The following is a 26,725-nucleotide window of genomic DNA, read 5'->3' on the forward strand; positions in this document are numbered from 1 at the left end:
AAATAGTCTTACCGTTTACTTAATCTTAACCCTCTTTGCGGACTATTAATTTAACAGTTCATCTGTGCACGATAATCGTTCGATTACGCACGCTTCTTCCATTGATTTAATACCTACCTTTGAGGCATCACAAACTAGTTCAGCGCTTATGAAAAAGGGAAAACTATTAATTATAGATGATAATGAGGACATCCTTTTTGCCCTTAACTTATTACTGGAGCCCTATATGGAACAAATAAGAGTGGCTACGCAACCGGAGCGCATCGATCATTTCATGCGGACTTTTATCCCGGATATTATCTTGTTGGATATGAACTTCAAACGGGATGCTATTAGTGGTCAGGAGGGTTTCTATTGGCTGGAGAAGATAAAGAAGATAGACCCGGACGTGGTGGTTCTTTTTATGACTGCCTATTCGGATACGGATAAGGCCGTGCGGGCGATTAAGGCAGGAGCTACCGACTTTATCCCGAAACCTTGGGAAAAGGAGAAATTACTCGCTACACTCTCTTCAGCATTGGAACTTCGGGAGAGTAGGGCGGAAGTGCGAAATTTAAAGAAACAAGTTGAGATTCTTAGTTCACCCGAGGATGCTGGCTTCGAGATCATCGGTGAAAGCGAACCGATGCAGGCTATTTTCGCTACGGTCGATAAATTAAAGAATACGGATGCCAATATATTAATCTTGGGGGAGAATGGAACCGGTAAAGATTTAGTTGCCCGCGCCTTATATCATCAATCTCCGCGTTCGGGGAATCTTTTCGTCGGGATCGATGTGGGCTCTATTCCGGAACAACTTTTCGAGAGTGAATTATTCGGCTATGAGAAAGGGGCTTTTACGGATGCCCGTAAGGAAAAGCCGGGACGAATGGAGGTAGCTTCCGGTGGTACCTTGTTCTTGGATGAGATCGGGAACTTAAGCCTTTCCATGCAAGCGAAACTGTTGACCGCTTTGGAAAAACGACAGATAACCCGCTTGGGAGCAACGCAACCCATACCGATTGATATCCGGTTGATCTGCGCAACGAACGTGAATATCCATCATCTTGTGGCAGAAGGTACTTTCCGGCAAGATCTTTTATATCGTATTAATACGATCGAGTTACATATTCCTCCCTTGAGGGAACGAGGAAATGACGTGATCTTATTGGCTGAACATTTCTTGTCGAAGTATGCCCGTAAATATAAGAAAGACTTGAAGGGCATTAACAGGGATGGGAAGAATAAGCTACATAATTATGCTTGGCCCGGTAATGTACGTGAACTGCAACATGCGATTGAACGGGCGGTTATCTTGTCTGAAAGTAATTGGCTAAGGCCGGAAGACTTTATTCTGCGTTCTGTCCCGCTTAGGGATAAGGAACCATCCGATGAGTTAAATTTGACGGTATTGGAGAAAGAAGCGATCGAACGTGCCTTACGTCGTGCCGAGGGGAATATCACTCGTGCCGCCGAGCTTCTAGGGATTACCCGCTTTACCTTGTATCGTAAATTGGAGAAATTTGGCTTATGATACGTTACTTGTTGTTCGCTCGTATTTTGGGGATCGTGGTCTTGTCTTTTACTGCCTCATTCTTAATGCTGAAAGGGTTTTTGTTTATTCCCGCGCTGTTCGGATTTTGTATTCTTGCGCTTTCGGTTTTCTTATATAAGGATCAGCAAAAGACTGTTAAGCGGATGGAATACTTGATAGAGAGTATTCATTACGGGGATCTGAGCCTGTTTTATCCTTCCGATTCAATGACGGAAGACGAAAAGGCTTTGGCCTCTTCTATGAACGCTGCCTTGGAAGCTTTACGGAGTCGATTGTATAATTCGGTGGTCGCTGAGGCGGAAACCGAGGCATGGCAGAAACTTATCCGGGTATTGACGCATGAGATCATGAACTCGATCGCTCCGGTAATCTCTTTATCAGAGACGGTAGCCGAGCGTGCGACGATAAATGGCATGAATGAGAGAGACTACGCTATCATGGTACAAGCCATGCAAACGATCCACCGGAGAAGTAAGGGGCTATTGGATTTTGTCGAGAATTATCGGCAATTAACCCGTCTGCCTTTACCTACTTTACGAAACTTCTCGGTTTCGGCTCTCTTTGACGATATCCGGCTTCTATTTCCGGAGAAGTCCGACATCCTCTTCTTTCGTGTAAAACCGGAAGATTTAAATTTATATGCGGATCGGATCATGGTGGAACAAGTATTAATTAATCTATTGAAAAATGCGATAGAGGCTTGTGAAGAGTCCTTATCTCCTCAAATAGTCGTGGAGGCTGTCCAAAAAGCCGGCATGGTTATTATTTCGGTGATTGATAATGGTAGCGGAATTGTTCCCGAGGCGATCGACAAGGTCTTCGTACCTTTCTTCACGACTAAATCTAAAGGTTCCGGTATCGGATTAAGTCTTTGCCGGCAGATCATGAACCGTCATGGAGGAAGTATTAGTCTCGACTCTCAAGTAGAGAAGGGTTCCTCTTTCGTCTTGCGTTTTCCGATTGTTACCAAACGGATTCTATAAATAAGTATTAATACATGCGATTAGCTTATCCGGCTTGATCGGTTTAGCGATGTAAGAGGAGAATCCACTTTGTTTTACCCGTTCCTCATCCTCCGCGAAAGCGAAAGCCGTTACGGCGATGATAGGGATGGACTGGCTCTTTTCCCGAATTACCCGTGTAGCCTCATAGCCGTCTACGATCGGCATTTTTAGGTCCATTAGGATTAAGTCCGGTTGATATTTATTGAATAAATCGATCGCTTGTTCCCCGTTCCATGCGTGTATAAGGTTATAATCTTTCAACATGGCTTGGAATAAAGTATAGTTGCTTTCGTTATCTTCCGCTATTAATAGGGTTGCCGATTTGGATGACTGGCTCTTCTGTACATTCTCGGTTTTTGGTTTCTCATGCGGGACTTCCTGCATCTCTAGTATCGAATAGGGCAACGTAAACCAGAATGTAGAACCTTTTCCTTGCTCTGATTCCACCCCTATATCTCCACCCAGACGCTTGATAATCATCTGGCAAATCGATAATCCCAGCCCCGTTCCTTGCACAAAGCTATTTAACTTAACGAAACGGGTGAAAACTTGACCGATCTTATCCTTGGCGATACCGCATCCTGTATCTTTTACATAGAAATACAACTCATCATCTCTATGGCGGTAGCCAAACAGGATGCTACCTTGAGTCGTGAACTTGATGGCATTGTTGATAAAGTTCGTAATGACTTGGGAGACCCGGTTACGGTCGGTGCGTAAGATACAATTCGGGATCTTCTCGACAAAGCATACCTGCACACCATCTTGCGCCTTCAAACGGGAAGACTGCTCGATATCGGAGAATAGTTGATTGACATCTACGTCTGAATCCACGAATTCTAGCGTACCCGCCTCTATCTTGGCTAGATCGAGAATATCATTGATCAATTGCAATAGCAGGTCGTTGTTGCTATTAATGATATTGATATATTCCTCTTTATCCTCCATATTCTCGGTTACGGCCAATAATCCGGAGAAACCGACGATCGCATTCAATGGCGTTCGAATCTCATGACTCATATTCGCCAAGAACGCAGATTTCAAACGATCGGACTCTTCCGCTTTCTCTTTCGCTTTCCTCAGTTCGTTCTCCGCCTGTTTTTGTTTTGTCACATCTTCTTTCTTGAAAATAACCCCGATAAGGTTGTCGTGCTCGTCTAATACAGGGTTCGCCAAAATATGAAGATACTTTCCATCGCCGAACTCATTCGTGATATCGACCTGCTTTTTGGTTTCCATGGCCTTTGCGACCGTGCAACTGGTACAATAAGGCTTTACTCCGTTCTTGACCAAGAAGCAATTAGCTGGACCGAATTCAGGGATACAGTCATGGAACTCTACCTCGTTTCTCCATTTTACGGTATAATCCGGCTTGATGAAATAGATGGAAGCTTGGATATTATTCATGATTAGTATATTATCCTTCTGTAGATCCAATAACTTATCTTTCAGTTTATTGGTCCGGATAAAGAAGATTAATATCATAATCAGGAAAATAAACAATACGGTGATTACGCTTAGCAAGATCTCGAACCTGTATTTGGAGAATAGGCTCGGGTCCTCGTTGATAATAGTAGCGTCGTGGGGCAATGACAATCTGCTGATATCAAAAGCCTTGATCTTTGAAGCGTCGAACATATATCCATTGGGAATGATTTGTGGATGGATATCTTTAGGGGCGATTTTCTTCTCCAATATACTTAAAGCCTCTTTCGCCAAATCGGAACCTATAGGCCTGTATTTGGGACTGAAACCTCCGATGGCCCAGTGCCCTATGCCGACGGATGCCAATGTGAATGTCGGGATTCTGGGATTGGCGGTCATCATGGTATACGTGGCATTTCCAACATAATACCCGTCGTTCACGTCTACACGCCATGTACCAATCAATATCACGGTCTGATCCGGCAGGTTCTTGATTTGCTCAACGATGGTGTAGATATTATTCTTTCTTCCATCCAGTAATATCAAGTTCAGATCCTTGATATTTTCCATTTCCTTTTTTACCAAGGTCTGCATAGCTAAACCACCGTAGGTATTATCGGTGATTAATGCTATATTTTGAGTTTGGGGATATAGCTTACGTATTAACCGGATATTTTCTTTTACGTCATAAGAATACAAGAACCCGCCAAGGTGTAAACCTTTATCTACGTACTCTTGGATATCGATGTATTTCGGTTCCCATTCGGCGACATTTAAATCCGAGTCGGGTAATAAGATCGCATTCTTACTGATCATACCGCATAAAACCGGTATATCAGGCTTGTATTCTTGGGAGATATAAGAAGCCCACGCCTCTTGACCTAAGATTATGATAAGCTGAGGAGTGTTATTTTCCTTATATTTATCCAATATACCTCTCATCTTACCGTCCCATAAGGGGGCTTCCGGGAGGCTCTTACAGTTCATGTTCTCGATAACCACCGGCGAGATACCACCTCCCCGCTTATATTCCTCCATAAACTCGGAAATATTGGCGGTCGTATTACGTGTATCGGGATTGTAGGAGCTAATGATTAAAATAGGGCCTGCATTATCTGTAGCGTATAAGTGGAAAGAAAAGACCAGACTTAACACGATAAAGAGTACGAATCGTATGTAGTATTTTAATAATGTCATTCTTTACCTACCTATTCATGTGCTTATTTGCGATTAAAGTACTATTTTTTGTTCATACAGTCCACAAAAATAGAAAAGATTTATGATTAATTGCTGAAATTCAAAATAAAAAGAATCTATTACGCCTAAAATCTATAACTCGATCATCACTCCGATACTTGGGAGAAGCGTTCCTGTAAGACGTTCTATCGGTCTTAATTCGTACCGTTGTTCATATATGGGAGCTTCCGGGTTGATAATTTTACCCGTTTTGATATATACGTCTTGCTCTTTGTATTTGGAATTCAATATGTTTTGGATGTCGATGTAGGCTCCAAGCATGATCTTTTTGAAGTAAAATGTTTTATCGATACGGATATCTAACTGCGTGAATGGCTTGAGCCGTTCGCTGTTAAACCGGCTGTAATCATAGTATAGCCCGTTATTAGCGTCCCAAGCTTCTACATAACTACTCTTTTCTACATCGTAAGGCGTATAGGGAGCGCCTCCTACTACCCGGAACTTGGCGCCTACGTCCCAGTTCTTGGGTAAAGAATAAGTCCCGCTAAACGTGAACAGATGCTTATTGTCCCAAGCCGAGGGAAGATAAGTGTCCATATTTCTCCCATCCTTGAATTCGCTTCTTACCAAAGTGTAGGATGCGATGAAAGTAAGCCCTTTATAATTATACCAACGTCCCATGATCTCAAGTCCATAAGCTCGCCCTGTAGCGGTAGACGATACGGCCTCATTTCCCAAGACACCATAGTCTGTACCTTTCGACGCGAGTGGGATACTGTCGAGTATGGACATCGGATAACGATCATAATGTTTATAGAATCCTTCGGCCGTGAATTTCAAGTATGAGGTAGGACGGTATTCCAAGCCTAATCCGGCTTGGTCGCTTCGGATATAGCTTAAATGATTTGTCCGGTTTACATAATTACCTTCATTATCCTTGAATCCCAATGTCGTATAAGGAGGAAGCTCGTAGTAGCGTCCGATATTCGCGTTTATATAAAGCGGATCGGACAAGCGGTAGGATAAGGATAGGCGAGGAGATAACTGATCTAACAAATTATTCATATCCGAGGAATAATTGTTTGCGTCCGCACGAACACCTAAAGAGGCGGTAAACCGCTCGTTATAACTCTCATAAATAGCCGTGGCATAGATACCCCACTTCCATATGCCAAGGTCTGTTTGATATACGATGGTACGGGGGATAGAGGTAAATTGCTTTTGATAGGTGTCATTCGTGTATTGGGCGTATTCGATGTTTCCTCCGACATTCAATTGAATGAATGGTAAGCGGAACGTGTTTTCCGTTCGGAACTTATTCTCGATCTCATCCGAACGGTAATTTAAGGAGAGATTCTCTTCCTTGCTTTCGTCATTGTCTTTGTATTTAATATTCTTATTGTTGGTCTGGCTACGGCTGATAATGACCGAGTAGAGATTTTTACCGGCGTAGTGTTTATAAACCGCTCCAAGGGTATACGTTTTTTGTTTTACGACCGGCAAGTAAGAGAGGATATATTGGTTTTTCTCGCTCATGTCTTCCATTCCTGTATTCAGCTTCATATCATCGATCGCCCCTAATCCGAGAACTGTAAGCTCATTCTTGGGGTTGAAGGAGTGCTTAATCTTGAATTGGGCATCCGTGAAAGTAGGTAAGAACGGCAAGCCGATCATATCGAAAAGGAATTGAAGGTAAGAGCGACGAACAGACACTTGGTAAGTGGTCTTTTTTCCTAGCGGTCCATTAGCGGACACACCGATATCTGAGGCTCCTAGGACTCCTCGCAATGAGAATTTCTCCTTATTTCCATCTTGTAGTTTAAAATCCAATACCGAACTTAAAGCGTTTCCCTTGGATGCGGGGAATGCGGCCGAATAAAAGTTGACCTCCCGGATAAAATCGGGATTGATAATACCGACCGGACCTCCGGAGGCTCCTTGGGTAGAGAAATGGTTGATATTCGGTATCTCTACGCCATCCAAAAAGAAACGGTTTTCCGAGGGACCTCCTCCTCTTACCATCAAGTCGTTACGAAACGCTGCCGTGGACGCTACTCCGGGAAAGGTTTGTACTACCCGGGAGATATCCCGGTTTCCTCCCGCGCTTTTCTCTATCTCCTTGAAGCCGATTACACGAAGTCCTAGCGGACTTTCGGCGGTTTTACGGAACGGAGAGGCTACTACGCTAACCTCTTGCAGATTCTGGCTGGCTTCCTCTAGCTCGATCGGGAAGAATATATCTTTATTCGCTAGTCTGAATTCGGCGGTAACGAATGGCTTATATCCCAGAAAGGAGGATTGGAGACGATAGCTTCCGGGTGATATGCCGGATATCTCGAATAATCCGGTGGAATCGGTGACCGTCCCTTGCGTCGTGTTCCATACCACTACGTTAGCGAAAGGTATCGGCTGTCCGCTCGATGCGTCTTTTACAACTCCCTTGATAGAGAAGGAGTGCTGTTGACCGATAGCGGCTTGTATGGTACATAATAAGAATAGTAAGAAGTAAAGATGGCGTCTATCCATATCTTATATCATATTTATAGCGGTAAAGATAAGTATTATTCTGATTCGTATGTATTATCTTTGCATACATATGGAGAAAGAATTACAGATAACGGCGGATGGAAGCCATACGCTATATATTCCGGCGATGGATGAACATTATCATTCCGTGAACGGGGCGTTGCAGGAATCGAGACATATATTTATTGAGGCGGGATTGCATGCGCGGGAGAAAGACTTTATCCGAATCGTGGAAGTTGGCTTCGGTACAGGGCTGAACGCCTTCTTGACATTGAAGGATGTCGAGCTATCTCAAGCACATCATATTGATTATCATACCGTGGAGTTATACCCGCTTCCTTTAGATACGATTCGTACCTTGAATTATGGAGAGCTGATCTGGCCGGAGAGAAAAGAGTTATTCTTAGCCTTGCATGAGGCGGAGTGGAATACTCCCGTTTCAATCTCAGAGCGCTTTACACTTCATAAAATAGAAGGAAATAGTAACGCCTGTGAACTACCGGATGATATCGATTTGATCTATTTCGACGCGTTTGCGCCCGAGAAACAACCGGAGATGTGGAATCAAGAAATCTATAATCGTTTGTATGCTCATACCGCACCGGGCGGAGTGATCGTAACCTATTGCGCAAAAGGAGAGGTACGCAGAGGTATGCAAGCGGCTGGTTTTGAGATGAGCCGTCTTCCCGGTCCTCCGGGCAAGCGACATATACTTAGGGGAATTAAAAATTGAGAATTGAAAGTTACAGAGCGTATTCCTCGGTATTTTCAATTCTCAATTCTCAATTATTAAAGTATTGCCTCGATCTTTTCTACGAACTTATCCTTAGCCGTAGCGCCTACTACTTTATCAACCATCTTACCGTCTTTGAAGAAAAGAACGGTAGGGATGTTGCGGATACCGAATCGTCCGACTACATCGTCATTCTCGTCAACGTTCATTTTACCGATCGTCACACGACCTTCGTATTCGGTTGCCAACTCATCAATGATAGGAGATACCATGCGGCAAGGGCCACACCACTCTGCCCAAAAGTCAAGAACCATGGGCTTTCCGGAGTTAACCAACTCCTCGAAATTAGCGTCTGTAATTTGTAGTGCCATTTTGAATTACGTATTATTTAATTATGAATTATAATCTAATGATTGTTATGACGTCAAAAGTACAAATTCTTTCAGCGTCGTACAACTTTAACCATTAATTTTAAAATCGATATTCTCGTTCTCCTGTAAAAAGTCTACCAGCTCACGGGTCACGTTTAAGCGGATATTTTGGGAGAAGAGATTTAGGGAAATATTATGTTCCCCATCGACAACCTTAAAATATAACAGGCTATGGCCCGGATTGTTCTTGATCAATACCGAAAGCTCATTGATAGTCGGCTCGTCCAAATCATGGATCGGGACCGTGATACTGATTTTCTCGATCAGCTTGTCTTTCTCGTCTTGCAAAAGGTTGACGGTACCAATCTTGAAGTCCAGTTTATTGGGGTCCCAGCGGCTAGGCTCTACACGGGCTGTGATCAAGAGATACATCCCTATTTTACCATACTTGCTGTATTCGATATAATCCTGTCCGAAAAGAGGGATCTCGCCACTACCCGTGAAATCCTCGATCTTCAAGATTCCGTAAGGCTTTCCGTTCTTGGTCATTCCTTCCCGGAAACCGGTGACGATACCACCTAATAAAACCTCCCGGCCTTGTAAGGTTTCCCGCTCGTTAAGTTCTACCATGCCGGTATTACATACATACTTTAATATGATACGGTATTCATCCAATGGGTGGGCGGATAGGTAAATACCGACCAACTCCTTCTCTTTATTCAGGCGTTCGAGATCGCTCCAACGCTCGCATTGCGGGATCTCCGGTTTAGCGATGGCGATCAAGGCGTCTCCACCGAATAAAGAGTTGACTGCCGTGCTCTTATCCATCTGGTATTTGTTACCATAGCGAACCAAGGTATCCAAGAACAATTCCCCTTTTCCACTGTCGGTGAAGAACTGCTCACGTTGGATACCGAAGTTATCGAACGCTCCGGCCAAAGCCATGGACTCTATGTTTTTCTTATTGCAAGCGGTCAAGTTCACCCGTTCTACGAAATCGAAGATACTCTTGTACGGGCCGTTCTTCTTGCGTTCCTCTATGATATTTTGTACGGCGGACTCACCTACGCCTTTCACGGCGCCTAGCCCGAAGCGGATGTTCTTGTTCTTATCTACGCTGAACTTCAAGATAGATTCGTTCACGTCCGGTCCCAATACTTGAATACCCATCGCTTTACATTCATCCATGAACTTCGTGATATCCGTGATATTGGATAAGCTTCGGCTCAAGACGGCGGCCATATACTCGGACGGGAAGTTCGCTTTCAAGTAAGCGGTCTGATAAGCCACCCATGAATAACAAGTAGCGTGGCTCTTATTGAATGCGTATGAGGCGAACTTCTCCCAGTCGGACCAGATCTTGTTTAAAGTTTCTTCTTTATAGCCGTTGGCTTGACCACCGGCCATAAACTTAGACTTCAAATGGTTCATCTTCTCGATCAACTTCTTACCCATCGCCTTACGTAAGGCATCACTCTCACCACGCGTGAAGTTAGCGAGCAAACGGGATAGAAGCATGACCTGCTCCTGATAGACCGTAATACCGTATGTATCTTTCAGGTAGCGTTCCATGACGGGAATGTCGTACTTGATCTCTTCCTTACCCTGTTTACGGGCGATAAAAGAAGGGATGTAATCCATTGGACCCGGGCGATACAGGGCGTTCATGGCGATCAAGTCCTCGAATTTAGAAGGTTGCAACTCCTTCAAATACTTTTGCATACCGGCGGACTCGAACTGGAATGTACCGGTTGTCTTTCCGTCGCAATACAATTTATAAGTCTTGGGGTCCTCCAGACTGATATGGTCGATATCCAGATCATGTCCGGTAGTCAGTTTCACGTTCTCGATCGCTTCCTTGATGATGGACAAGGTCTTCAAGCCCAAGAAGTCCATCTTGATCAATCCGGTTTCCTCGATCACGGAACCCTCGTATTGGGTAACCAGCATCTCCTCGCCGGTATCCTTGTCTTTCGCCGTACTGACAGGTACGACATCCGATATATCATAACGTCCGATAATGACACCGCAGGCGTGTACACCCGTGTTACGGACGTTGCCTTCCAGCATCTGGGCGTATTTCAAGGTATCCCGTGCCAGCGGATCATTTCCGTTAGCCGCCTCTTTTAGTTCCGGCACATACTTGATGGCGTCGCCCAATTTGAACTTCTTCATGTCAGGGATCTTATCCGGAACCAATTTGGCTAACCGGTTCGATTCGGATAACGGTAATTTCTGTACCCGGGCGACATCCTTGATAGCGGACTTGGTAGCCATCGTACCATAAGTAATGATATGAGCCACACGCTCGGCACCGTATTTCTCCGTTACCCAGTGTAAGACCTCGCCACGGCCATCATCATCGAAGTCGGTATCGATATCGGGGAGGGAGATACGGTCCGGATTCAAGAAACGCTCGAACAGGAGGTCATATTTGATCGGGTCGATCTTGGTGATCCCTAAGCAATAAGCTACGGCAGATCCGGCGGCCGAACCACGTCCCGGTCCTACGGATACACCGAGTTCCTCACGAGCGGCACGGATGAAATCTTGCACGATCAAGAAGTAGCCGGGGAAACCCATGGTCTTCATGATATGTAACTCGAAGTTCAGACGCTCCTTTACTTCATCGTTCAAGGGGTTTCCGTAAAGCTCCTTGGCTCCGTCGTATGTCAATTTCGCCAAATAGTCGGCTTCCAGCTTGATGCGGTATAGTTTGTCGTATCCACCTAATTTCTTGATTTTGGAGTGCGCCTCTTCCTCGCTTAATACGACATTACCGTTCTCGTCTCGGGTGAATTCCTCAAATAAATCATGCTCTGTCAATTTCTGACGGTAGGACTCCTCGGTACCGAACTCCTCGGGAATGGCGAAAGTCGGCATGATAGGACCGCTGTCGATGGAGTAGAATTCTATTTTGTCGGCTATCTCGAGCGTATTACTCAAAGCTTCGGGGATATCGGCGAAGATGGTGTTCATCTCGGCGGTTGTCTTCATCCATTCTTGCTTGGAGTAGCGCATACGCTTGGGGTCGTCCAAGTCTTTGCCGGTACTAAGGCAGATCAGGCGGTCGTGAGCCTCAGCGTCGTCGGCATTGACGAAATGGACGTCGTTGGTGGCGATTAGCTTGATATTATGTTTGTGAGCAAGTTCGATCAGTACCTTGTTCACCTCTTGTTGATGCGGGAAAATCGTGCAATCGGCGTTGGGGTCGTGTGTCTCGTGCCGTTGCATCTCAAGGTAATAGTCTTCTCCGAATAAGTTTTTGAACCATTTGATAGACTCCTCGGCCTTATCGATTCGTCCGTGCATGATATGCTGCGGGATCTCTCCACCTAAACAGGCGGAGCAGATGATCAGATCCTCGTGGTATTTCTCCAACAACTCTTTGTCGATACGCGGACGTCCGTAGAATCCTTCCGTCCATGAGAGGGATACCATCTTGATCAGGTTCTTGTATCCGTTCTTATTTTTGGCCAGAACGATCAAGTGCCAGCCGCTACGGTCGTCTTGCGAGGCCAGCTTGCTATGCCTTCCGTTGCGAGCGCAATAACATTCGCACCCGATGATCGGCTTGAAGATGGAAGCTTTCGCTTCGGCGATTTGTTTTTGTAGTTCCGTTATCCTTTGTTGTTCCTCATCGGTTGGAGCATCCTTGGCCAGCAGCGGTTTTAGTTCTTTCTCGGAGTCCTTGATGATCCCGAGAGGTTTACTGTTCTTTTTGCTAACCTTATTGAAAAACTCCTTGATACCGAACATAACGCCATGGTCTGTCACGGCGATCGCACGCATTCCGTCTTTGTACGCTTTGTCGATCAATGCGTCGATGGATGCCTGTCCGTCCAGCAAGGAATACTGGGTATGTACGTGTAAATGAATAAACGGTTCCATATATATTAATGTATAGTCTGGTGCATATTGAAATGAGTGCATAAAGGTAGGAAATATTTTTAGTACGAGAGAGGTTGTTTTGCTTTTAAAAAAACACGTACGTCTTTTTCCGGAAACACGTACATGTTTTTGGAAAAAGACGTACGTGTTTTCTGAAGGATATAATGAGGTTATAATATGTGTGATTCTATAGAATCTATATGTTATATAAACAGATGTTGTATTGATATTTTGCTTGATATAAGCCGTATATCGTGACAGGAGGTTTTCGTGAGGTGCTCGAACTAGCGGATGGAAGATAGTTATGAATGGCGTTTTTCTGCGTGAAAAGCGAATCTCCGGGAGTTCTGTTTACAAAGTGTCATTTTGCTAGAGCAAGGGAGACTAATCTATCGTAAAAGGTGATCTTACTTTTGATTAATGTTGCAAGGATAAGATGTATCATGTTGTGCCATTCGTTAAAGCTTAAATGGCAAAGCCGTGCTTTTTATACCGCTTTCTTATAGGTTTCAGTAGGATAAATGTAGATGTTATTGAAAAATGTATATCTTTGCTTACTATTAGAAGGAAAAGCAAATGAGGAAGTTTATGAGAAAGATCGGATTGTTGTTGATTGCCGTGATGATGATTTTACCGGCGATGGCTCAGGTTTCTTTCGGCGTACGTGCCGGAGGCGCTTATTCTTCGTTGATCCAGAAGGTGGAGGATACGTATGAGGCGGGAGCCCGCTTCGGTTTCAGCATAGCGGGTTTGGCGGATATTCCTTTGAGCAAGAATAAAAAATGGTCGCTTCGTCCTGAGGTGGCGTTCGTGAACCAAGGTGGCGCTTATTATTCGAATCAGGATATACATGGGATGGCGCTTCATAATAAATGTTGGTATTACTCTTTGCAGATTCCCGTGAATGTGGCTTATACATTTACCTTCACGGACGTTCATCTGTCCGTATTCGCCGGTCCTACCTTTGATTGGTCCTTGTTTGGCAAGATGAAGAGCCGGGAGACCAATCCGGATCTCCATTTCGGCGTGTCCGATGAGAAGGACTTGAAACCTTGCGACTTTGGCATGAATGTCGGCCTATCGGTAGAATATAGTAACTTTTTCTTCTCCGTAAGCTCCCTATGCGGCATGATAGACCGCCGGGCCTTGAAGCGTGACGGCGAGACTTCCGTTTACCAGAATAACGTGACGTTCTCATTGGGATATTACTTCCGGAAATAGGATATGACTTATAATGATAAAAAAATAGAGTTTGCCGTTTTTTGTATCGAGGAGGTCGCTAAGCGGTTGAATGAACTTCCAGAGAATGTTTATCGTAAGCTCGAATGTTCTGGCTTAATGGATGATTTCATTATAGGTTGTTATGACGCTTTACATACGGAAAGCCGGGAGCATATTGTAGATGATATCATAGAGGCTCTTAGGAATCGGGAGAAAGGAGGGGCTTCATGCTAAAAGTATACCATGGCTCTACGTTGTGCGTGAGTAACCCTTTAGCGGGTGCTTGTCGGGATAATCTTGATTTTGGAAAAGGCTTTTACGTGACTGACTTAAAAGAGCAAGCGGAGACATGGGCTAAACGGGTCGCTATGGTAAAGAATTGCGAGGAGGCTTATTTGAACGTCTATAATCTGGATATTGAAACGATAAGGTTGGAATATCGTGTGCTGAGTTTTAGCTCATACGATAATGATTGGTTAGATTTCGTGATATCTAGCAGAAGAGGTGAGTGTCCGTGGAAAGGATACGACATGGTGGAAGGTGGTGTCGCTAACGATCGGGTATTTAATACGATTGAGCTTTATTATACAGGACTGATCCCGAAAGAAGAGGCGCTTAGACGTCTTCGTTTTGAAAAGCCCAATAACCAATTATGTCTGATCAATCAATCATTATTGGATAGCTGCTTGTTTTTTGTGGAAGCCATTCTATTAATAAAGGAGGGAGAGCTTTATGTCCCAAGCAAATGAAATATTACTCCAGATGAAATATGCCCGTATTATAAACGGTCTGGCTGAGCGGCTGCATATTGATAACCGTAAAGCGTTGCGTCTTTTCTATGAATCGAATACTTATGTCTATTTGCGGAAAAAAGTGGGAGACTTGCATTGTATGAGCGATGCTTACTTGATTGATGAGCTCATGATTGAATATACGAACAAGCAAGGATCTTAATAACTTGAAAAATAGTAGGATTTGTTTGGAAGTTCGGATAAAAGCCGTACCTTTGCAAGCCGATTATTATCAAATTGTACTAAGAGTTTAGTTCTTAGCACGTTGTTGCATCATGTGTCCGTTGTGACAATGTTGGTAAGGCTAGTTTTTTGAGTTATTAATTAATTTAATTTTTAAGCAGTGGATACTTTAAGTTTTAAGACCATTTCTGCAAACAAGGCAACTGTAAACAAAGAGTGGGTCATTGTTGATGCTGAAGGCCAGACGTTAGGTCGCCTTTGCGCTAAAGTAGCGAAGCTTTTGCGCGGTAAGTACAAACCCAATTTCACTCCGCACGTTGACTGTGGTGATAACGTAATCATCATCAATGCAGACAAAGTCGTTCTGACTGGTAACAAGTGGAACGATCGTATTTATTTGAGATATACCGGATATCCCGGTGGACAGATCGAGTATACTCCGGCTGATCTTTTGAAGAAAGGTGGCGACCGTCTGTTCCGTAAAGTAGTAAAAGGTATGTTGCCTAAGAACCGTCTGGGTGCAAAGTTGTTGAACAACATGTACGTTTATGAGGGAACTGAGCACAAGCACGAGGCTCAACAACCTAAGTTAATCGATATAAACTCATATAAATAATCACGATGGAAGTAGTAAATGCAATAGGAAGACGTAAAGCGGCAGTCGCTCGCGTATTCGTTAGCGAAGGTACGGGAAAGATCACGATCAACAAACGTGAGCTGGAAAAATACTTTCCTTCTTCAATCCTTCAGTTTATCGTAAAGCAGCCGTTAGCAAAGTTGAACGTCGCTGAGCAATATGATATTAAGATCAACCTTGACGGTGGTGGTTTCAAAGGTCAGTCTGAGGCTGCCCGTTTGGCTATCTCTCGTGCGTTGATAAAGATTAATCCGGAAGATAAGGCTGTCTTGAGAGCGGAAGGATTCGTAACTCGCGATCCTCGTGCTGTTGAGCGTAAGAAACCGGGTCGTCCGAAAGCTCGTAAGAGATTCCAGTTCAGTAAACGTTAATGTTATTTGTGAGTCCCTTACAAGTAAAGCGAAGCGTTTAGTATCTAAATTATCGGGATTCTTTTTACATGTGGACATGCGGAAAGACTACCTGATGGTTGAAATTAAACAAAGAAAGTAAACGATTTAAGAAAAAAACAATGTCAAGAGTAAATTTTGATCAATTATTAGAGGCTGGTGTACACTTCGGACACTTAAAAAGAAAGTGGAATCCCGCTATGGCTCCTTATATCTTCATGGAGCGCAATGGTATTCATATCATTGACCTTTATAAAACAGTTGCTAAAGTAGACGAAGCCGCTGAAGTTATGAAGAACTTGGCTAAACAAGGCAAGAAAGTTCTTTTCGTGGCTACCAAAAAACAAGCTAAACAAGTTGTCGCTGATAAGGCTGCTTCCGTAGGTATGCCTTACGTTATCGAGCGCTGGCCGGGTGGTATGTTGACCAACTTCCCGACGATCCGTAAAGCTATCAAGAAGATGGCTACTATCGATAAGATGACAAAAGATGGTACATTTGATAATCTTTCTAAGAGAGAAAAACTTCAAATCACTCGCCAACGCGCTAAGTTGGAGAAGACTTTAGGTTCTATCGTAGACCTTACTCGTCTTCCGTCAGCGTTGTTCGTTGTAGACGTGATGAAAGAGCATATCGCTGTTCGCGAGGCTAACCGTTTGGGTATCCCTGTATTCGGTATGGTTGATACGAACTCTAATCCGAACAATATCGACTACGTTATCCCGGCTAACGATGACGCTACAAAGTCTGTAGAGGTTATCTTGGGCGCTATCTGCGAGGCTATGAACGAAGGCTTGCAAGAGCGTAAGGCTGAGAAAATTGACGCAGAGGCTGCTGAGGAAGCTCCGAAAAGAGAGCGTAAGGCAAAAGCTGCTGTTAAGAAAGAACGTACGAAGAAAGAAGACGACGATGCGTTGAACGCTAACGTTGCCGGTAAGTTCGCGAAAGACGAAGAATAATTCGATTGACAATTGACGTTGACAATTGACAATTAGAATACAAATACAATGGGCAGTTGGCTTTTGACAGGATTTGTCAATTGGCAACTGTCCATTGTCAATTTTTGAAAGTATAAACATTTTAAAGATAAAGGAAATAAGATTATGGCTGTAACAATGGCTGATATTACCAAGCTGCGCAAAATGAGTGGAGCTGGTATGATGGACTGTAAGAAGGCTTTGACAGAGTCTGACGGTGACATCGAGAAAGCAATGGAAATTATCCGTAAAAAAGGACAGGCTATCGCCGCTAAACGTTCTGATCGTGAGGCTGCCGAGGGTTGTGTGTTGGCTAAGAAGGATGGCGAGTTCGCCGCTATCATCGCTTTGAAGTGCGAAACGGACTTCGTGGCTAAGAATGAGGACTTCGTAGCTTTGACTCAGGCTATCTTGGACGCTGCCGTGGCTAACAAATGCCATACTTTGGACGAGGTGAAAGCTTTGCCTATGGGCAAGGGTACTATCCAAGAAGCTGTTACGGATCGTAGCGGTATCACTGGCGAGAAAATGGAGTTGGATGGCTACTGCGTAGTTGAAGGTGCTTACACTACTGTATACAACCATATGGGTAAGAACCAACTTTGTACGATCGCCGCTTTCAACAAGGAGTCTGAGGAAGCCGCTCACAATATCGTTATGCAGATCGCCGCTATGAACCCGATCGCTATCGATGAGGCTGGTGTTCCTGAGTCTGTAAAAGAGAAAGAGATCCAGGTTGCTATCGAGAAGACGAAGGCTGAGCAGGTACAGAAGGCTGTAGAGGCTGCATTGAAGAAGGCTGGTATTAATCCTTCGCATGTAGATAGCGAGGCTCACATGGAAAGTAACATGGATAAGGGTTGGATCACGGCAGAGGATGTAGCTAAGGCTAAAGAAATCATCGCTACTGTTTCCGCTGAGAAGGCGGCTAACTTACCTCAACAGATGATCGAGAATATCGCTAAGGGTCGTCTAGGCAAGTTCTTGAAAGAGGTTTGCTTGTTGAACCAAGAAGACATTATGGATGGCAAGAAGACTGTAAGAGAGACAATGAAGGAGATCGATCCTGAGTTACAAATCTTGGCGTTCAAACGTTTCACTTTGCGTGCTGAATAATTGCGGTAACGTATTTGATATAAAGAAAAAGGCGGTACAACCCAATGTATCGCCTTTTTTATGAAGTATAGCTTACTTGCCCATAGAAGATATACTTACTTGTCCAATGCAGTATATCTTACTTTGCCAAGTAAGTATATCTGTTTAATTTTTTCTTATTTCAATGCGGCCAACGCATCCTTAATACGTTTGATCGCCTCCACGATATTCTCATCGCTGGTAGCGTAACTCATGCGGATACACTCAGGTGCCCCGAACGAGGTACCACCTACGCAAGCTACGTGCGCTACTTCTAAGAGATACATAGCTAAGTCATCAGCGTTGTTGATTACACGGGTTCCATCTGTCTTGCCGTAATAATAACTACATTTGGGGAATAAGTAGAAGGCGCCTTCCGGCTTATTCACCTCGAAGCCCGGAACTTCTTTCGCTAAATTAACGATTAAGTCACGACGACGTTCGAAGGCCTTGCGCATTTCCTCAACGGGTTCTTGTGAGCCTGTATAAGCCGCTTCCGCCGCTTTTTGAGATACGGAGCAAGGGCCAGAGGTATATTGTCCTTGTAATTTATTAACCGCTTTCACGATCCATTCCGGTCCGGCGATGAAACCGATACGCCAGCCAGTCATCGCATACGCTTTGGAAACGCCGTTTACGATAACCGTACGGTCTTTCATTCCTTTGATAGAAGCGATGCTGTTGTGTTTACCAATATAGTTAATATGTTCGTAGATCTCATCCGCTATAACGATGATATCCGGATGCTTTTTCAATACTTCCGCTAAACCTGCCAATTCCTCGGCGCTGTAAACAGAACCCGTCGGGTTGGAGGGAGAGCAAAGGATTAACGCTTTTGTCTTAGGTGTAATAGCGGCTTCCAGCTGAGCTGGAGTGATCTTGAAATCTTGCTCGATACCAGCCGGAACGATAACGGGAGTTCCTTCCGCTAACTTCACCATCTCCGGATAGCTTACCCAGAAAGGGGCAGGGATGATAACCTCGTCCCCCGGATTTACCAATACCATGACCGTGTTACAAACGGATTGTTTGGCACCGTTTGCGCAAGAGATCTGGCCTGCTGTATATTCCAGTCCATTCTCGTTCTTCAATTTGGCAACGATAGCATTACGTAATGCCGGATAACCCGCTACGGGAGAATAACGTGAGAAATTATCGTCAATCGCCTTCTTCGCGGCTTCTTTAATGAAGTCGGGAGTATTGAAATCGGGTTCTCCCACACTTAAGTTGATAACATCGATACCTTGAGCTTTCAACTCACCGCTCTTTTGTGACATCGCCAATGTTGCTGAAGGCGATAAACTCGCTAAACGATCTGAGACTTGTGTCATGACATTGCTTTTTGTATAGGTTGTTTTATTATTATGCGACAAAAGTAATCAATAATCGGAATTCTTGCAACGTTCTGATAACTATTTAATGTTATGCAGCACATGCCCCATACGTTCTTTCTTCGTTTTCATGTAGAATTCGTTGTATGGATTTGGTTTCACCTCGATAGGAACGTTCTCTACTACCTCAAGTCCGTAAGCTTCCAGACCTACGCGTTTTACCGGATTATTGCTCATCAGGCGCATTTTCGTTACGCCGATATGACGTAAGATCTGTGCTCCGACACCATAATCTCGCTCATCCGCTTGATGGCCTAAATGCAAGTTCGCGTCCACCGTATCCAAACCATCCTCTTGGAGCTTGTATGCTTTCATCTTCTCCATCAATCCGATGCCTCGTCCTTCTTGGTTCAGGTAAACGATAACGCCTTTGCCTTCTTGGTCGATGCGGCGCATAGCCTCGTGCAGTTGCTCTCCGCACTCGCAACGCATGGAACCGAAGATATCACCTGTAGCGCAAGATGAGTGCACGCGTACTAAGATAGGCTCGTCTTTCTCGAATTTACCCTTTATCAAAGCTATATGCTCTAATCCATTGCTTTTCTGGCGGAAAGGAATGAGACGGAAATGTCCGTACTCGGTAGGGAGATCTACCTCTACGCCGTTCTCTACGATCGATTCGGTCCGGAGGCGATAAGCGATCAGGTCCTTGATGCAAATAATCTTGATATCGAATTTCTTGGCTACCTCAATTAATTGCGGCAGACGTGCCATGGTTCCATCCTCGTTGATGATCTCGATCAAGGCTCCGGCGGGATATAAACCGGCTAACCGGGCCAAATCCACGGCAGCCTCTGTATGACCCGCACGGCGAAGTACGCCACGAGAGCGGGCACGGAGCGGATTGATATGTCCGGGACGTCCCAGATCGGATGGCTTGGTCTTTGGATCAGCCAGCGCCAAGATCGTTTCCGCACGGTCGTACATGGAAACGCCGGTCGTACATTTCCCTCCTAATTTATCTACTGTTATCGTAAAAGGGGTACCTAGTAAAGAGGTGTTATTGGCAACTTGCATATCCAGCTCCAACTCTTGGCAACGTTCTTCCGTGATCGGGGCGCATAATACACCTCGTCCGTTTTTCAACATGAAGTTGATTTTTTCCGGGGTTACTTTCTCGGCCGCGATGATAAAGTCTCCTTCATTCTCCCGGTCCTCGTCGTCTACAACGATTAAGAACTTTCCTTCACGGAAATCCTCGATAGCTTCTTCGATGGTGTTTAATTGAATCTCGCTCATATTTATTGATTATTTATATCCGAGTTATTTTTTAGCAAATGTAATGAATATATCATATTGATCAGCTCCTTACTGGTCTTTTGTACCATGACGATATCATGCCGTAGCAATTTACGTTGGTACGTAGCCAATAGGTAGATCGGCAATCCCAGTGGGAAGAAAATACCGATAGCCAAGGCAAGTTTCCCGTTTATATGCTTGCTTAGCTTATTATTGTAACCTCCGATGACCGGGTAGTCCATCAATTTATTCAGGAGTAAATTCTGGTCGGAATTACTTAATTCCTCCACGATATTTTCCGTGTCCTGAGCTAACAGTTCCGCTGTGTTATCTTTTCCGCCTTGTTTCCAAAATGTCAGATAATTGATCCAACGTTTATGGTTTGCCAGATAAGTCGTGCTTTCTTCCACCAATTTCTCCAGTTGAGGAAGGGTTGCCTCATAATCGGGGGTGTATATGATAACCTCTTTCCGCTCCACTTTTCTCCCTTCACGCTTACCTATTAAGTTCTTCAAGGCATTCACGTAAGTGTCGGCATTCAAGATAACAGAATCTTTTACCGCTTTATAGGTTAGGAATATACCCATAGGTGTTAGGACCACGGAGCTAAGCCACATACCTTCCCATGCGTCCCAAACGCCGTCGCGTGCCATCTTGAAGCCCATATTATCTATAATATAATAGAAGATAAACAAGATTACCGAGATAACGACCGGTACCCCCAACCCACCTTTACGGATGATGGCTCCTAAGGGCGCTCCGATAAAGAAGAACATGATGCAAGCGAACGATACCGTGAATTTCTTATGCCATTCCGTCAAGTGGCGGCGTACCTTATAGGCCTCGTCGCCAACCGTGGCCGCACGGAAATAATAGTCGGTCTTGATATTCTCGATCGAGGACTTGGCTCGGCCTAATAAAGCCGCTTTACTACTCGGTGCCTGCGCTTGGTAAAGACTGTCGAAATCCAACTTGATGGTAGGAGTGATTACCGGCAGTTTTTCCTGTTGCTCGTCTGGCTGCCCCTCGGCTTCACTCTCTTTTTTAGCCCGTAAGGACTTTAGTGTTTTTACGTATGAGGCATCGTAAATGCTTTTTGCGTTCACGTCCTTGATGCTATCCAAGCGTACGCCCATCGAATCGATAGAGGTTTGTAAATCCTTCAAGTTTTTTCCCATATATTGGTTCTGCATGAAAGATTCGTCGGTACGGTTGAAATTCGCGTCGAATTCAATCAAGATATCTTTGCTGCTGAATGATTCTCGTCGATAGGGGACGGCGGTTCTCGCTTGCGTCGTGTTGGCTTGGCTTTTACCTACGTTCTCGAAAGATTCTCCGTTAAATAAAGATAGGACAAGGAATAATTTATCGGCAGATGTCTTTAGCCGTCCGGAGTCCGCTACGATTACACGGGCGTTATTGAATCCTTCCGAATAATCATAGATCATCACGTCTTTTAATAAACCGTCCTTCGGGTCCTTTTTCTTCACATATACATTGAATCCGGGAATATCTTTGTAGAATGAACCTTCCGGAATATCCAATTCCGGTGATTTCTGGCGCATGGAATATAATAATGTATATAGCTTGACTTGGACAACGGGCATTACGTTGTTTTGGAAGAAAAAGGCGCCCACGCTCACAAATAGTAGCGTTACGATCAAAGGACGCATGATATGTATCAATGATACCCCGGCAGACTTCATGGCCAGTAATTCCAGACGTTCCCCTAAATTTCCAAAAGTCATTAATGAGGCTAATAGAATAGCCAAGGGAAGTGCCATCGGGACAAGAAACAAGGCCGCATACATAAACATCTCCGCTAATACAGGGATGCCGAGGCCTTTTCCCACCATATCGTCGATGTATCGCCAAAGAAATTGCATCAACACAATAAACAGACAAATACCGAATGTCATAAGAAACAACGGCAGGAATGTCTGCAGCATAAATGTATATAATCGTTTTATTCTCAACATTGCCTAATCTGGTTGAAGTGGCAAAAGTAGTGTAAAAAACGATAACACCCCACAGATTTCTGTAAAACTACTCTAAATACCAAGCGTTCGCTTCAAATCTTCCACTTGCGAGTCCCATAAATTAATGGAATCTTTTTTCTCCCCGGGTTCGGAGAAATCCGTAATCTCAAGTGCCGTAGAACCTGTTAATTCGATTGTATGGATTATAAATTCGAAATAAGCGTTCTCATCTTCCTCGTCTACCCAGCGGTAACGGATAAAGTTCTCCGGCTTGGAGTCGATCACTGTTGCCTCTTGGGCCTCTTTACTCCATTTAAAGGTATAGAGATTATCATTTATAATGACCTCGTCGGCGAACCAAGCGGAAAGTCCCAAAGCGGTGGTTAGGTGATTCCACAAGCTTCGTCGTGAAACTTTATCGAAAATGTATTCGATATGAAACTTCTCTTTCTTCATTGTTCTTATCCTTATATTTGCCGCAAGATACATAAAAGATTTGAAAACGACTAATTTTAATGATGAAAAAAGTAACTAATAACTAACTGATTAGGTGGAGGCCTTAAAAATTAAGCGAATTTTTTTATTGAAAATGTTGTGTAATTCAAAAATAACCCCTACTTTTGCACCGTCAATAAGAGAAACAGTGACAATAAAATAATGGCGAGATAGCTCAGCTGGTTAGAGCGCATGATTCATAATCATGAGGTCCCCGGTTCAATCCCGGGTCTCGCTACCTAGAATAACGTTTTTGCAATTTTGCAGAGGCGTTTTTTTATATATCTAAATGTGTGATTTGTTATTGATAATCAATGTTTTAATGGAAATGGTTTCCTCCTGCCTAGTCGTTTCCTCTAGCGTTCTTTCTCCTTTGTCTCGAATCAATATCCGCAATAATTGAGTATATTTGCGGTAGAATGTTTTACGAAAGTTTTACGGACATGGCGACAACACTAAAGGAGGTTATTTTAAGACATCAAAAGCGATCAGATAAGACGTGGAATGTTAAAATCAGAGTTACGCATGAGCGTCAATCCGCTTATATATCGACGGAACATTATCTCATTGCAAAGCAGATCTCCTCAGACTTTAAAAGGATAAAGGATGAGTTTATCGCCGACGAGGTTCGTAAGGATATAGCTCGTCTCCGGATTGAGATTAGCAAGTTGGGCGGGAATGTTTCGAAATATACTGCAAAGTCCCTCGCCGAATACCTTTCCCGTAAACGTAGGCACGAGGGAGAAAAAGGGTTGTTTGTCTTTCCATTTATAGATAAGGTGAATGAGGGGTTGATAGAGGATGGCCGGACCTCGGTTGCTTCCGGAAACAGCGCTCTTAAAAACAATCTGAAAGAATGGCTAAAAAGGGATAATCTCGAGTTCAAAGAAATTACGGTTAAGTTCCTTCGGGAGTTCGAGGCTTTCCTCGTTAAAAAGATCGGATCCGGAACTAGAGGAGTAGAAAGCAACCTTGGTTATCTCCGGACTATATTCAATCTCGCTAGGATAGAGTTTAACGACGAGGATCTCGAGGATATAAAAATCCCGAATAATCCTTTTGAACGATATAAGATCCCGAAATCGAAAGAGCCGGAGAAGCGAGCTATACCGGTCGAGATCCTGTTAAAGATCCGAGACTATAAATATATCCCTCGAGGTAAATTCGAGCATAAAAGGGAGATCTCCCGGCCGGAACTGGCCCGTGATGTTTTTATGTTGTCCTTTTACCTCTGCGGAATGAACTCAAAGGATATTTTCCTTTTGAGAGCCGATCAGATACAAGCTGATCGTATCACCTATAATCGTGCCAAAACAAAAGATCGGCGGGAGGATCAAGCCAAAACGTCTATAAGGATAGAGGAGGAGGCTCTCGAGTTATTCGTGAAATATAAGGATCCGGCCGGTATCCGGGCTTTTAACTTTTATCATAGATATACGGACGAGCGGACATTTAACTCTAATCTGAATAAAGGTCTGAAATATATCGGTGAAAAGATTAAAGAGGATCTCGAAAAGGATAAACCACACGAAAGTATAGATATTGACATCGATTTTTATACTGCCCGGCATACGTGGGCGACTATTGCCCGGGTAAACTGTGGTGTTATTGAGGATGATATTTCTTTCGCTTTGGTTCATTCGGACTCAGCCAAAGGAGTAACAGGAAAATATATAACCAAAGACTTTTCGTTAATTGATAGGGCAAACGAGAAGGTACTCGCTTTTGTCCGGACTTACAAGGGAGGTAAGCCTGAGGAGCTCGATAAATTTATTACCTCATTTGTCCACGTCCGGTAAGGAGCCAATCGGCAGAAATCCTGTATTGTAAAACGATCACTCCTAGAAGAAACATAGGAAATTCCCTTGTCGGTTGATCCCGCAAGCGTAATAGGTTGCGCCTATCTACGCTATTGCGCAAACAGAAATCATGAAAACTATGTATTTCTCTGGTCCCGATAAGCATGTCTAAGGCCTCGAAAAAGCGGGCGTTTATGGCTTGTCCTTTTGAGTTCTGCATATAACACCCTCCTTCATTGCTTTTGTTACTCTTTCATTGAGTTGTCTTTCTTTTTCAGAGACTTTGTGCTCCCAGTCACTAACCTTCATTGGGTCTAGTTTGAAATCTTTGTCTCCGGACAATAAGCCTAGTAGATCCTGCAAGTCTGTTTCTGACATGGCCGGGATCCATCGCTCGAGATCTAGTAATAGGTTGATCCGCCTAGAGATCTCGCTCCGTACTATATACTCGGAGTCTTTATCCTTGTCAAAAGGAAAGCCCTCGTTTGTAATAAGCCATCGGGAATTAATATCCGGATAGGTTTGTAGGATTCTTGTTATTGGCTCAATTCCTACCGATCCGGCCTTAATTAATCTAGTCGCATATTGTGTCGTAATACCGAGGGCCTCAGAGAATCGAGTAAGGCTCCCTCCGGCTTTTTCCTTCATTATGTAGGCTACTCTTTCATTGATAGTCATAATTTCCCTGTTTTAATATTGACAAATTCAAATTTGCTATTCAGGAGTATTGCAATCTTTAGTACCTCTATTTTTCTGAGAGGGTGTATTTCCATATCTTTTATGTCTTTCTGAAAAAGTTCCGTAATTTTTTTTTGATATTGGAGGTTTGCTAAATCCGAAATCGTTAGGTTCTGGGGCAGAACCAATAGGGTATTCTTCTCCACCAATATTAATGTAACCAGTAGAGGGTATTTCATTTCCGTGTATATATCCAGGCAAGTCTTTTGCGAGTTTAATTTCTCTATCGAATTTTGATATGGTTTTTAGTTTTTCGATTTCATTTTCTAGTTTTCCTATTTCTCTATTTAGCATTCGTATTTCTTCCTCTTTTTCTTCAACGACTGAGTAGGGAGCTAATATCTTTTTGTGATAGAGATCGACTAACTGGTCGGAGAGCGATAACAAAAGATCCTTGTATTCGGATACCTTTTCCTTTTTGGTTGCTTCGGGAATAACGCCGGGAGTATCGTCGTATCCGGAGATCCTCATAGCATCAATTAATGATATATCCAAGAATGAACAGATGTTTTCAATTTTTGACAATGTTATATTGTCGTTTTTTATTGTTCTATTTACATTCGAAGGATCTATATCAAGAAAACGTGCTAGGTCTGCCTTTGATTTTCCTTTTGTTTTTAGTATTTTCTCGAAATCAATCATTTGTATATCAGATAGATATGTTGTTATACATAATTTAACTATAAAATATTGTCAAATTATGACAATGTTGTCACAAAATGAATATATATTTGCATTGTGATTACAATCAAATCACACACAAAGATAAAGAAAACAAATTGAATAATGTCTATTAAACAGAAGATTATGGAAAATATGACACTTGCATGTTACTATGAGGATCTAGGAAAAGCCCAGGTCAATTTCAGAAAAAAGATTCAAGAGGAATGCGGGGTATCACTCGCTACTGCGTCCCGATGGGTTAACGGAAAGATCATTCCTCGTAAATCAGACAGAGAAAAAATCGCCGGTATAATCGGCCGGCCGGTAGAGGAACTTTTCCCTAATCCAAAGGAGGTGGAAAATCCAGTGTAAGCTGCCCCCTAAAACCAAGCGATTCTGCCCCCTTGT

At 43.6% G+C, this 26,725-nt stretch carries 23 protein-coding genes and 1 tRNA gene; 14 read left to right on the forward strand and 10 right to left on the reverse strand.

The features are described 5' to 3' along the window. The first annotated feature begins 148 nt into the window (after nucleotides 1–148). Together DWY79_RS20735 and DWY79_RS20740 are read left to right on the forward strand one after the other, a co-directional pair. A complete protein-coding gene (locus DWY79_RS20735; RefSeq protein WP_009275379.1) occupies nucleotides 149–1,513 on the forward strand; it encodes a sigma-54 dependent transcriptional regulator in 1,365 nt (454 codons plus the stop codon). Beyond that, on the forward strand, nucleotides 1,510–2,517 hold the full coding sequence (locus DWY79_RS20740; RefSeq protein WP_008779195.1) for a PAS domain-containing sensor histidine kinase: 1,008 nt from the start codon (nucleotides 1,510–1,512) through the stop codon (nucleotides 2,515–2,517). Before DWY79_RS20735 ends, DWY79_RS20740 begins: the two co-directional genes overlap by 4 nt. Here the strand turns inward: DWY79_RS20740 and DWY79_RS20745 are convergent. Both DWY79_RS20745 and DWY79_RS20750 read right to left on the reverse strand, forming a co-directional pair. Next, nucleotides 2,512–5,160: an ATP-binding protein gene (locus DWY79_RS20745; RefSeq protein ID WP_122370285.1), complete on the reverse strand. Its 2,649-nt coding sequence runs from the start codon at nucleotides 5,158–5,160 to the stop codon at nucleotides 2,512–2,514. The two genes, DWY79_RS20740 and DWY79_RS20745, sit on opposite strands and share 6 nt — an antisense overlap. A 132-nt stretch (nucleotides 5,161–5,292) precedes the next feature. Beyond that, the gene (locus tag DWY79_RS20750) at nucleotides 5,293–7,686 is read right to left on the reverse strand and encodes a TonB-dependent receptor (RefSeq protein WP_122370287.1); all 2,394 of its coding nucleotides are present in this window, start codon (nucleotides 7,684–7,686) and stop codon (nucleotides 5,293–5,295) included. 70 nt (nucleotides 7,687–7,756) lie between these two features. Between DWY79_RS20750 and mnmD the strand changes: the two genes are divergently transcribed. Continuing rightward, a complete protein-coding gene (gene mnmD, locus DWY79_RS20755; RefSeq protein WP_121772130.1) occupies nucleotides 7,757–8,419 on the forward strand; it encodes a tRNA (5-methylaminomethyl-2-thiouridine)(34)-methyltransferase MnmD in 663 nt (220 codons plus the stop codon). A 56-nt stretch (nucleotides 8,420–8,475) separates the two neighbouring features. On the opposite strand, the gene trxA is transcribed toward mnmD, so the two are convergent. Both trxA and dnaE read right to left on the reverse strand, forming a co-directional pair. Beyond that, entirely contained in the window at nucleotides 8,476–8,790 is a 315-nt protein-coding gene (trxA, locus tag DWY79_RS20760) for a thioredoxin (protein WP_009275383.1), read from the reverse strand. Nucleotides 8,791–8,877: 87 nt separating this feature from the next. Further along, nucleotides 8,878–12,681: a DNA polymerase III subunit alpha gene (gene dnaE, locus DWY79_RS20765; protein WP_122370297.1), complete on the reverse strand. Its 3,804-nt coding sequence runs from the start codon at nucleotides 12,679–12,681 to the stop codon at nucleotides 8,878–8,880. A 588-nt stretch (nucleotides 12,682–13,269) separates the two neighbouring features. Between dnaE and DWY79_RS20770 the strand changes: the two genes are divergently transcribed. The 8 genes from DWY79_RS20770 to tsf all read left to right on the forward strand — a co-directional run bounded on the left by DWY79_RS20770 (nucleotide 13,270) and on the right by tsf (nucleotide 17,995). After that, a complete protein-coding gene (locus DWY79_RS20770; RefSeq protein ID WP_008777864.1) occupies nucleotides 13,270–13,902 on the forward strand; it encodes a porin family protein in 633 nt (210 codons plus the stop codon). Nucleotides 13,903–13,905: 3 nt separating this feature from the next. Further along, on the forward strand, nucleotides 13,906–14,136 hold the full coding sequence (locus DWY79_RS20775; protein ID WP_121772024.1) for a DUF3791 domain-containing protein: 231 nt from the start codon (nucleotides 13,906–13,908) through the stop codon (nucleotides 14,134–14,136). After that, complete coding sequence (locus DWY79_RS20780; protein WP_181987506.1) at nucleotides 14,130–14,651, forward strand: DUF3990 domain-containing protein; 522 nt, start codon at nucleotides 14,130–14,132, stop codon at nucleotides 14,649–14,651. Before DWY79_RS20775 ends, DWY79_RS20780 begins: the two co-directional genes overlap by 7 nt. 13 nt (nucleotides 14,652–14,664) lie before the next feature. Beyond that, nucleotides 14,665–14,856 carry a DUF3791 domain-containing protein gene (locus tag DWY79_RS22855; protein WP_229033138.1) on the forward strand — a complete coding sequence of 64 codons (192 nt, stop codon included), beginning with the start codon at nucleotides 14,665–14,667 and terminating at the stop codon, nucleotides 14,854–14,856. A gap of 180 nt (nucleotides 14,857–15,036) precedes the next feature. Then, nucleotides 15,037–15,492, forward strand: coding sequence for a 50S ribosomal protein L13 (rplM, locus tag DWY79_RS20785; RefSeq protein WP_005859486.1), 456 nt, complete (start codon nucleotides 15,037–15,039; stop codon nucleotides 15,490–15,492). Between the two features lie 5 nt (nucleotides 15,493–15,497). Next, complete coding sequence (rpsI, locus tag DWY79_RS20790; RefSeq protein WP_005859484.1) at nucleotides 15,498–15,884, forward strand: 30S ribosomal protein S9; 387 nt, start codon at nucleotides 15,498–15,500, stop codon at nucleotides 15,882–15,884. 140 nt (nucleotides 15,885–16,024) lie between these two features. Next, entirely contained in the window at nucleotides 16,025–16,861 is an 837-nt protein-coding gene (gene rpsB / locus DWY79_RS20795; protein ID WP_005859482.1) for a 30S ribosomal protein S2, read from the forward strand. A 144-nt stretch (nucleotides 16,862–17,005) separates the two neighbouring features. Then, the gene (tsf, locus tag DWY79_RS20800) at nucleotides 17,006–17,995 is read left to right on the forward strand and encodes a translation elongation factor Ts (protein WP_005867537.1); all 990 of its coding nucleotides are present in this window, start codon (nucleotides 17,006–17,008) and stop codon (nucleotides 17,993–17,995) included. 155 nt (nucleotides 17,996–18,150) lie between these two features. Here tsf and DWY79_RS20805 read toward each other — a convergent pair whose 3' ends face one another. The 4 genes from DWY79_RS20805 to DWY79_RS20820 form a co-directional block, all read right to left on the reverse strand. Then, nucleotides 18,151–19,344, reverse strand: a complete 1,194-nt coding sequence (locus DWY79_RS20805) for a pyridoxal phosphate-dependent aminotransferase (protein WP_121960662.1) — start codon at nucleotides 19,342–19,344, stop codon at nucleotides 18,151–18,153. Nucleotides 19,345–19,425: 81 nt separating this feature from the next. Beyond that, nucleotides 19,426–20,643: a bifunctional 3,4-dihydroxy-2-butanone-4-phosphate synthase/GTP cyclohydrolase II gene (locus tag DWY79_RS20810; RefSeq protein WP_005859476.1), complete on the reverse strand. Its 1,218-nt coding sequence runs from the start codon at nucleotides 20,641–20,643 to the stop codon at nucleotides 19,426–19,428. Nucleotides 20,644–20,645: 2 nt separating this feature from the next. After that, nucleotides 20,646–22,592, reverse strand: a complete 1,947-nt coding sequence (locus tag DWY79_RS20815) for an LptF/LptG family permease (protein WP_057328304.1) — start codon at nucleotides 22,590–22,592, stop codon at nucleotides 20,646–20,648. 102 nt (nucleotides 22,593–22,694) lie between these two features. Beyond that, nucleotides 22,695–23,078, reverse strand: a complete 384-nt coding sequence (locus tag DWY79_RS20820) for an START-like domain-containing protein (RefSeq protein WP_005859472.1) — start codon at nucleotides 23,076–23,078, stop codon at nucleotides 22,695–22,697. Nucleotides 23,079–23,281: 203 nt separating this feature from the next. Between DWY79_RS20820 and DWY79_RS20825 the strand changes: the two genes are divergently transcribed. Next, nucleotides 23,282–23,355 (forward strand) — tRNA-Met (locus DWY79_RS20825). Nucleotides 23,356–23,560: 205 nt separating this feature from the next. Then, nucleotides 23,561–24,916 carry a site-specific integrase gene (locus DWY79_RS20830; RefSeq protein ID WP_158593854.1) on the forward strand — a complete coding sequence of 452 codons (1,356 nt, stop codon included), beginning with the start codon at nucleotides 23,561–23,563 and terminating at the stop codon, nucleotides 24,914–24,916. A gap of 192 nt (nucleotides 24,917–25,108) precedes the next feature. Here the strand turns inward: DWY79_RS20830 and DWY79_RS20835 are convergent, their stop codons facing one another. Together DWY79_RS20835 and DWY79_RS20840 are read right to left on the reverse strand one after the other, a co-directional pair. Beyond that, nucleotides 25,109–25,594 carry a hypothetical protein gene (locus tag DWY79_RS20835; protein WP_122370291.1) on the reverse strand — a complete coding sequence of 162 codons (486 nt, stop codon included), beginning with the start codon at nucleotides 25,592–25,594 and terminating at the stop codon, nucleotides 25,109–25,111. Between the two features lie 36 nt (nucleotides 25,595–25,630). After that, on the reverse strand, nucleotides 25,631–26,296 hold the full coding sequence (locus DWY79_RS20840) for a helix-turn-helix transcriptional regulator (protein WP_122370293.1): 666 nt from the start codon (nucleotides 26,294–26,296) through the stop codon (nucleotides 25,631–25,633). Between the two features lie 165 nt (nucleotides 26,297–26,461). Here DWY79_RS20840 and DWY79_RS20845 point away from each other — a divergent pair, with 165 nt between their 5' ends. Continuing rightward, on the forward strand, nucleotides 26,462–26,689 hold the full coding sequence (locus tag DWY79_RS20845) for a helix-turn-helix transcriptional regulator (protein WP_158593855.1): 228 nt from the start codon (nucleotides 26,462–26,464) through the stop codon (nucleotides 26,687–26,689). Nucleotides 26,690–26,725: the final 36 nt, after the last annotated feature.

Source organism: Parabacteroides sp. AF27-14 (assembly GCF_003635425.1).
In the GTDB taxonomy this organism is placed as follows: Bacteria; Bacteroidota; Bacteroidia; order Bacteroidales; family Tannerellaceae; genus Parabacteroides; species Parabacteroides distasonis.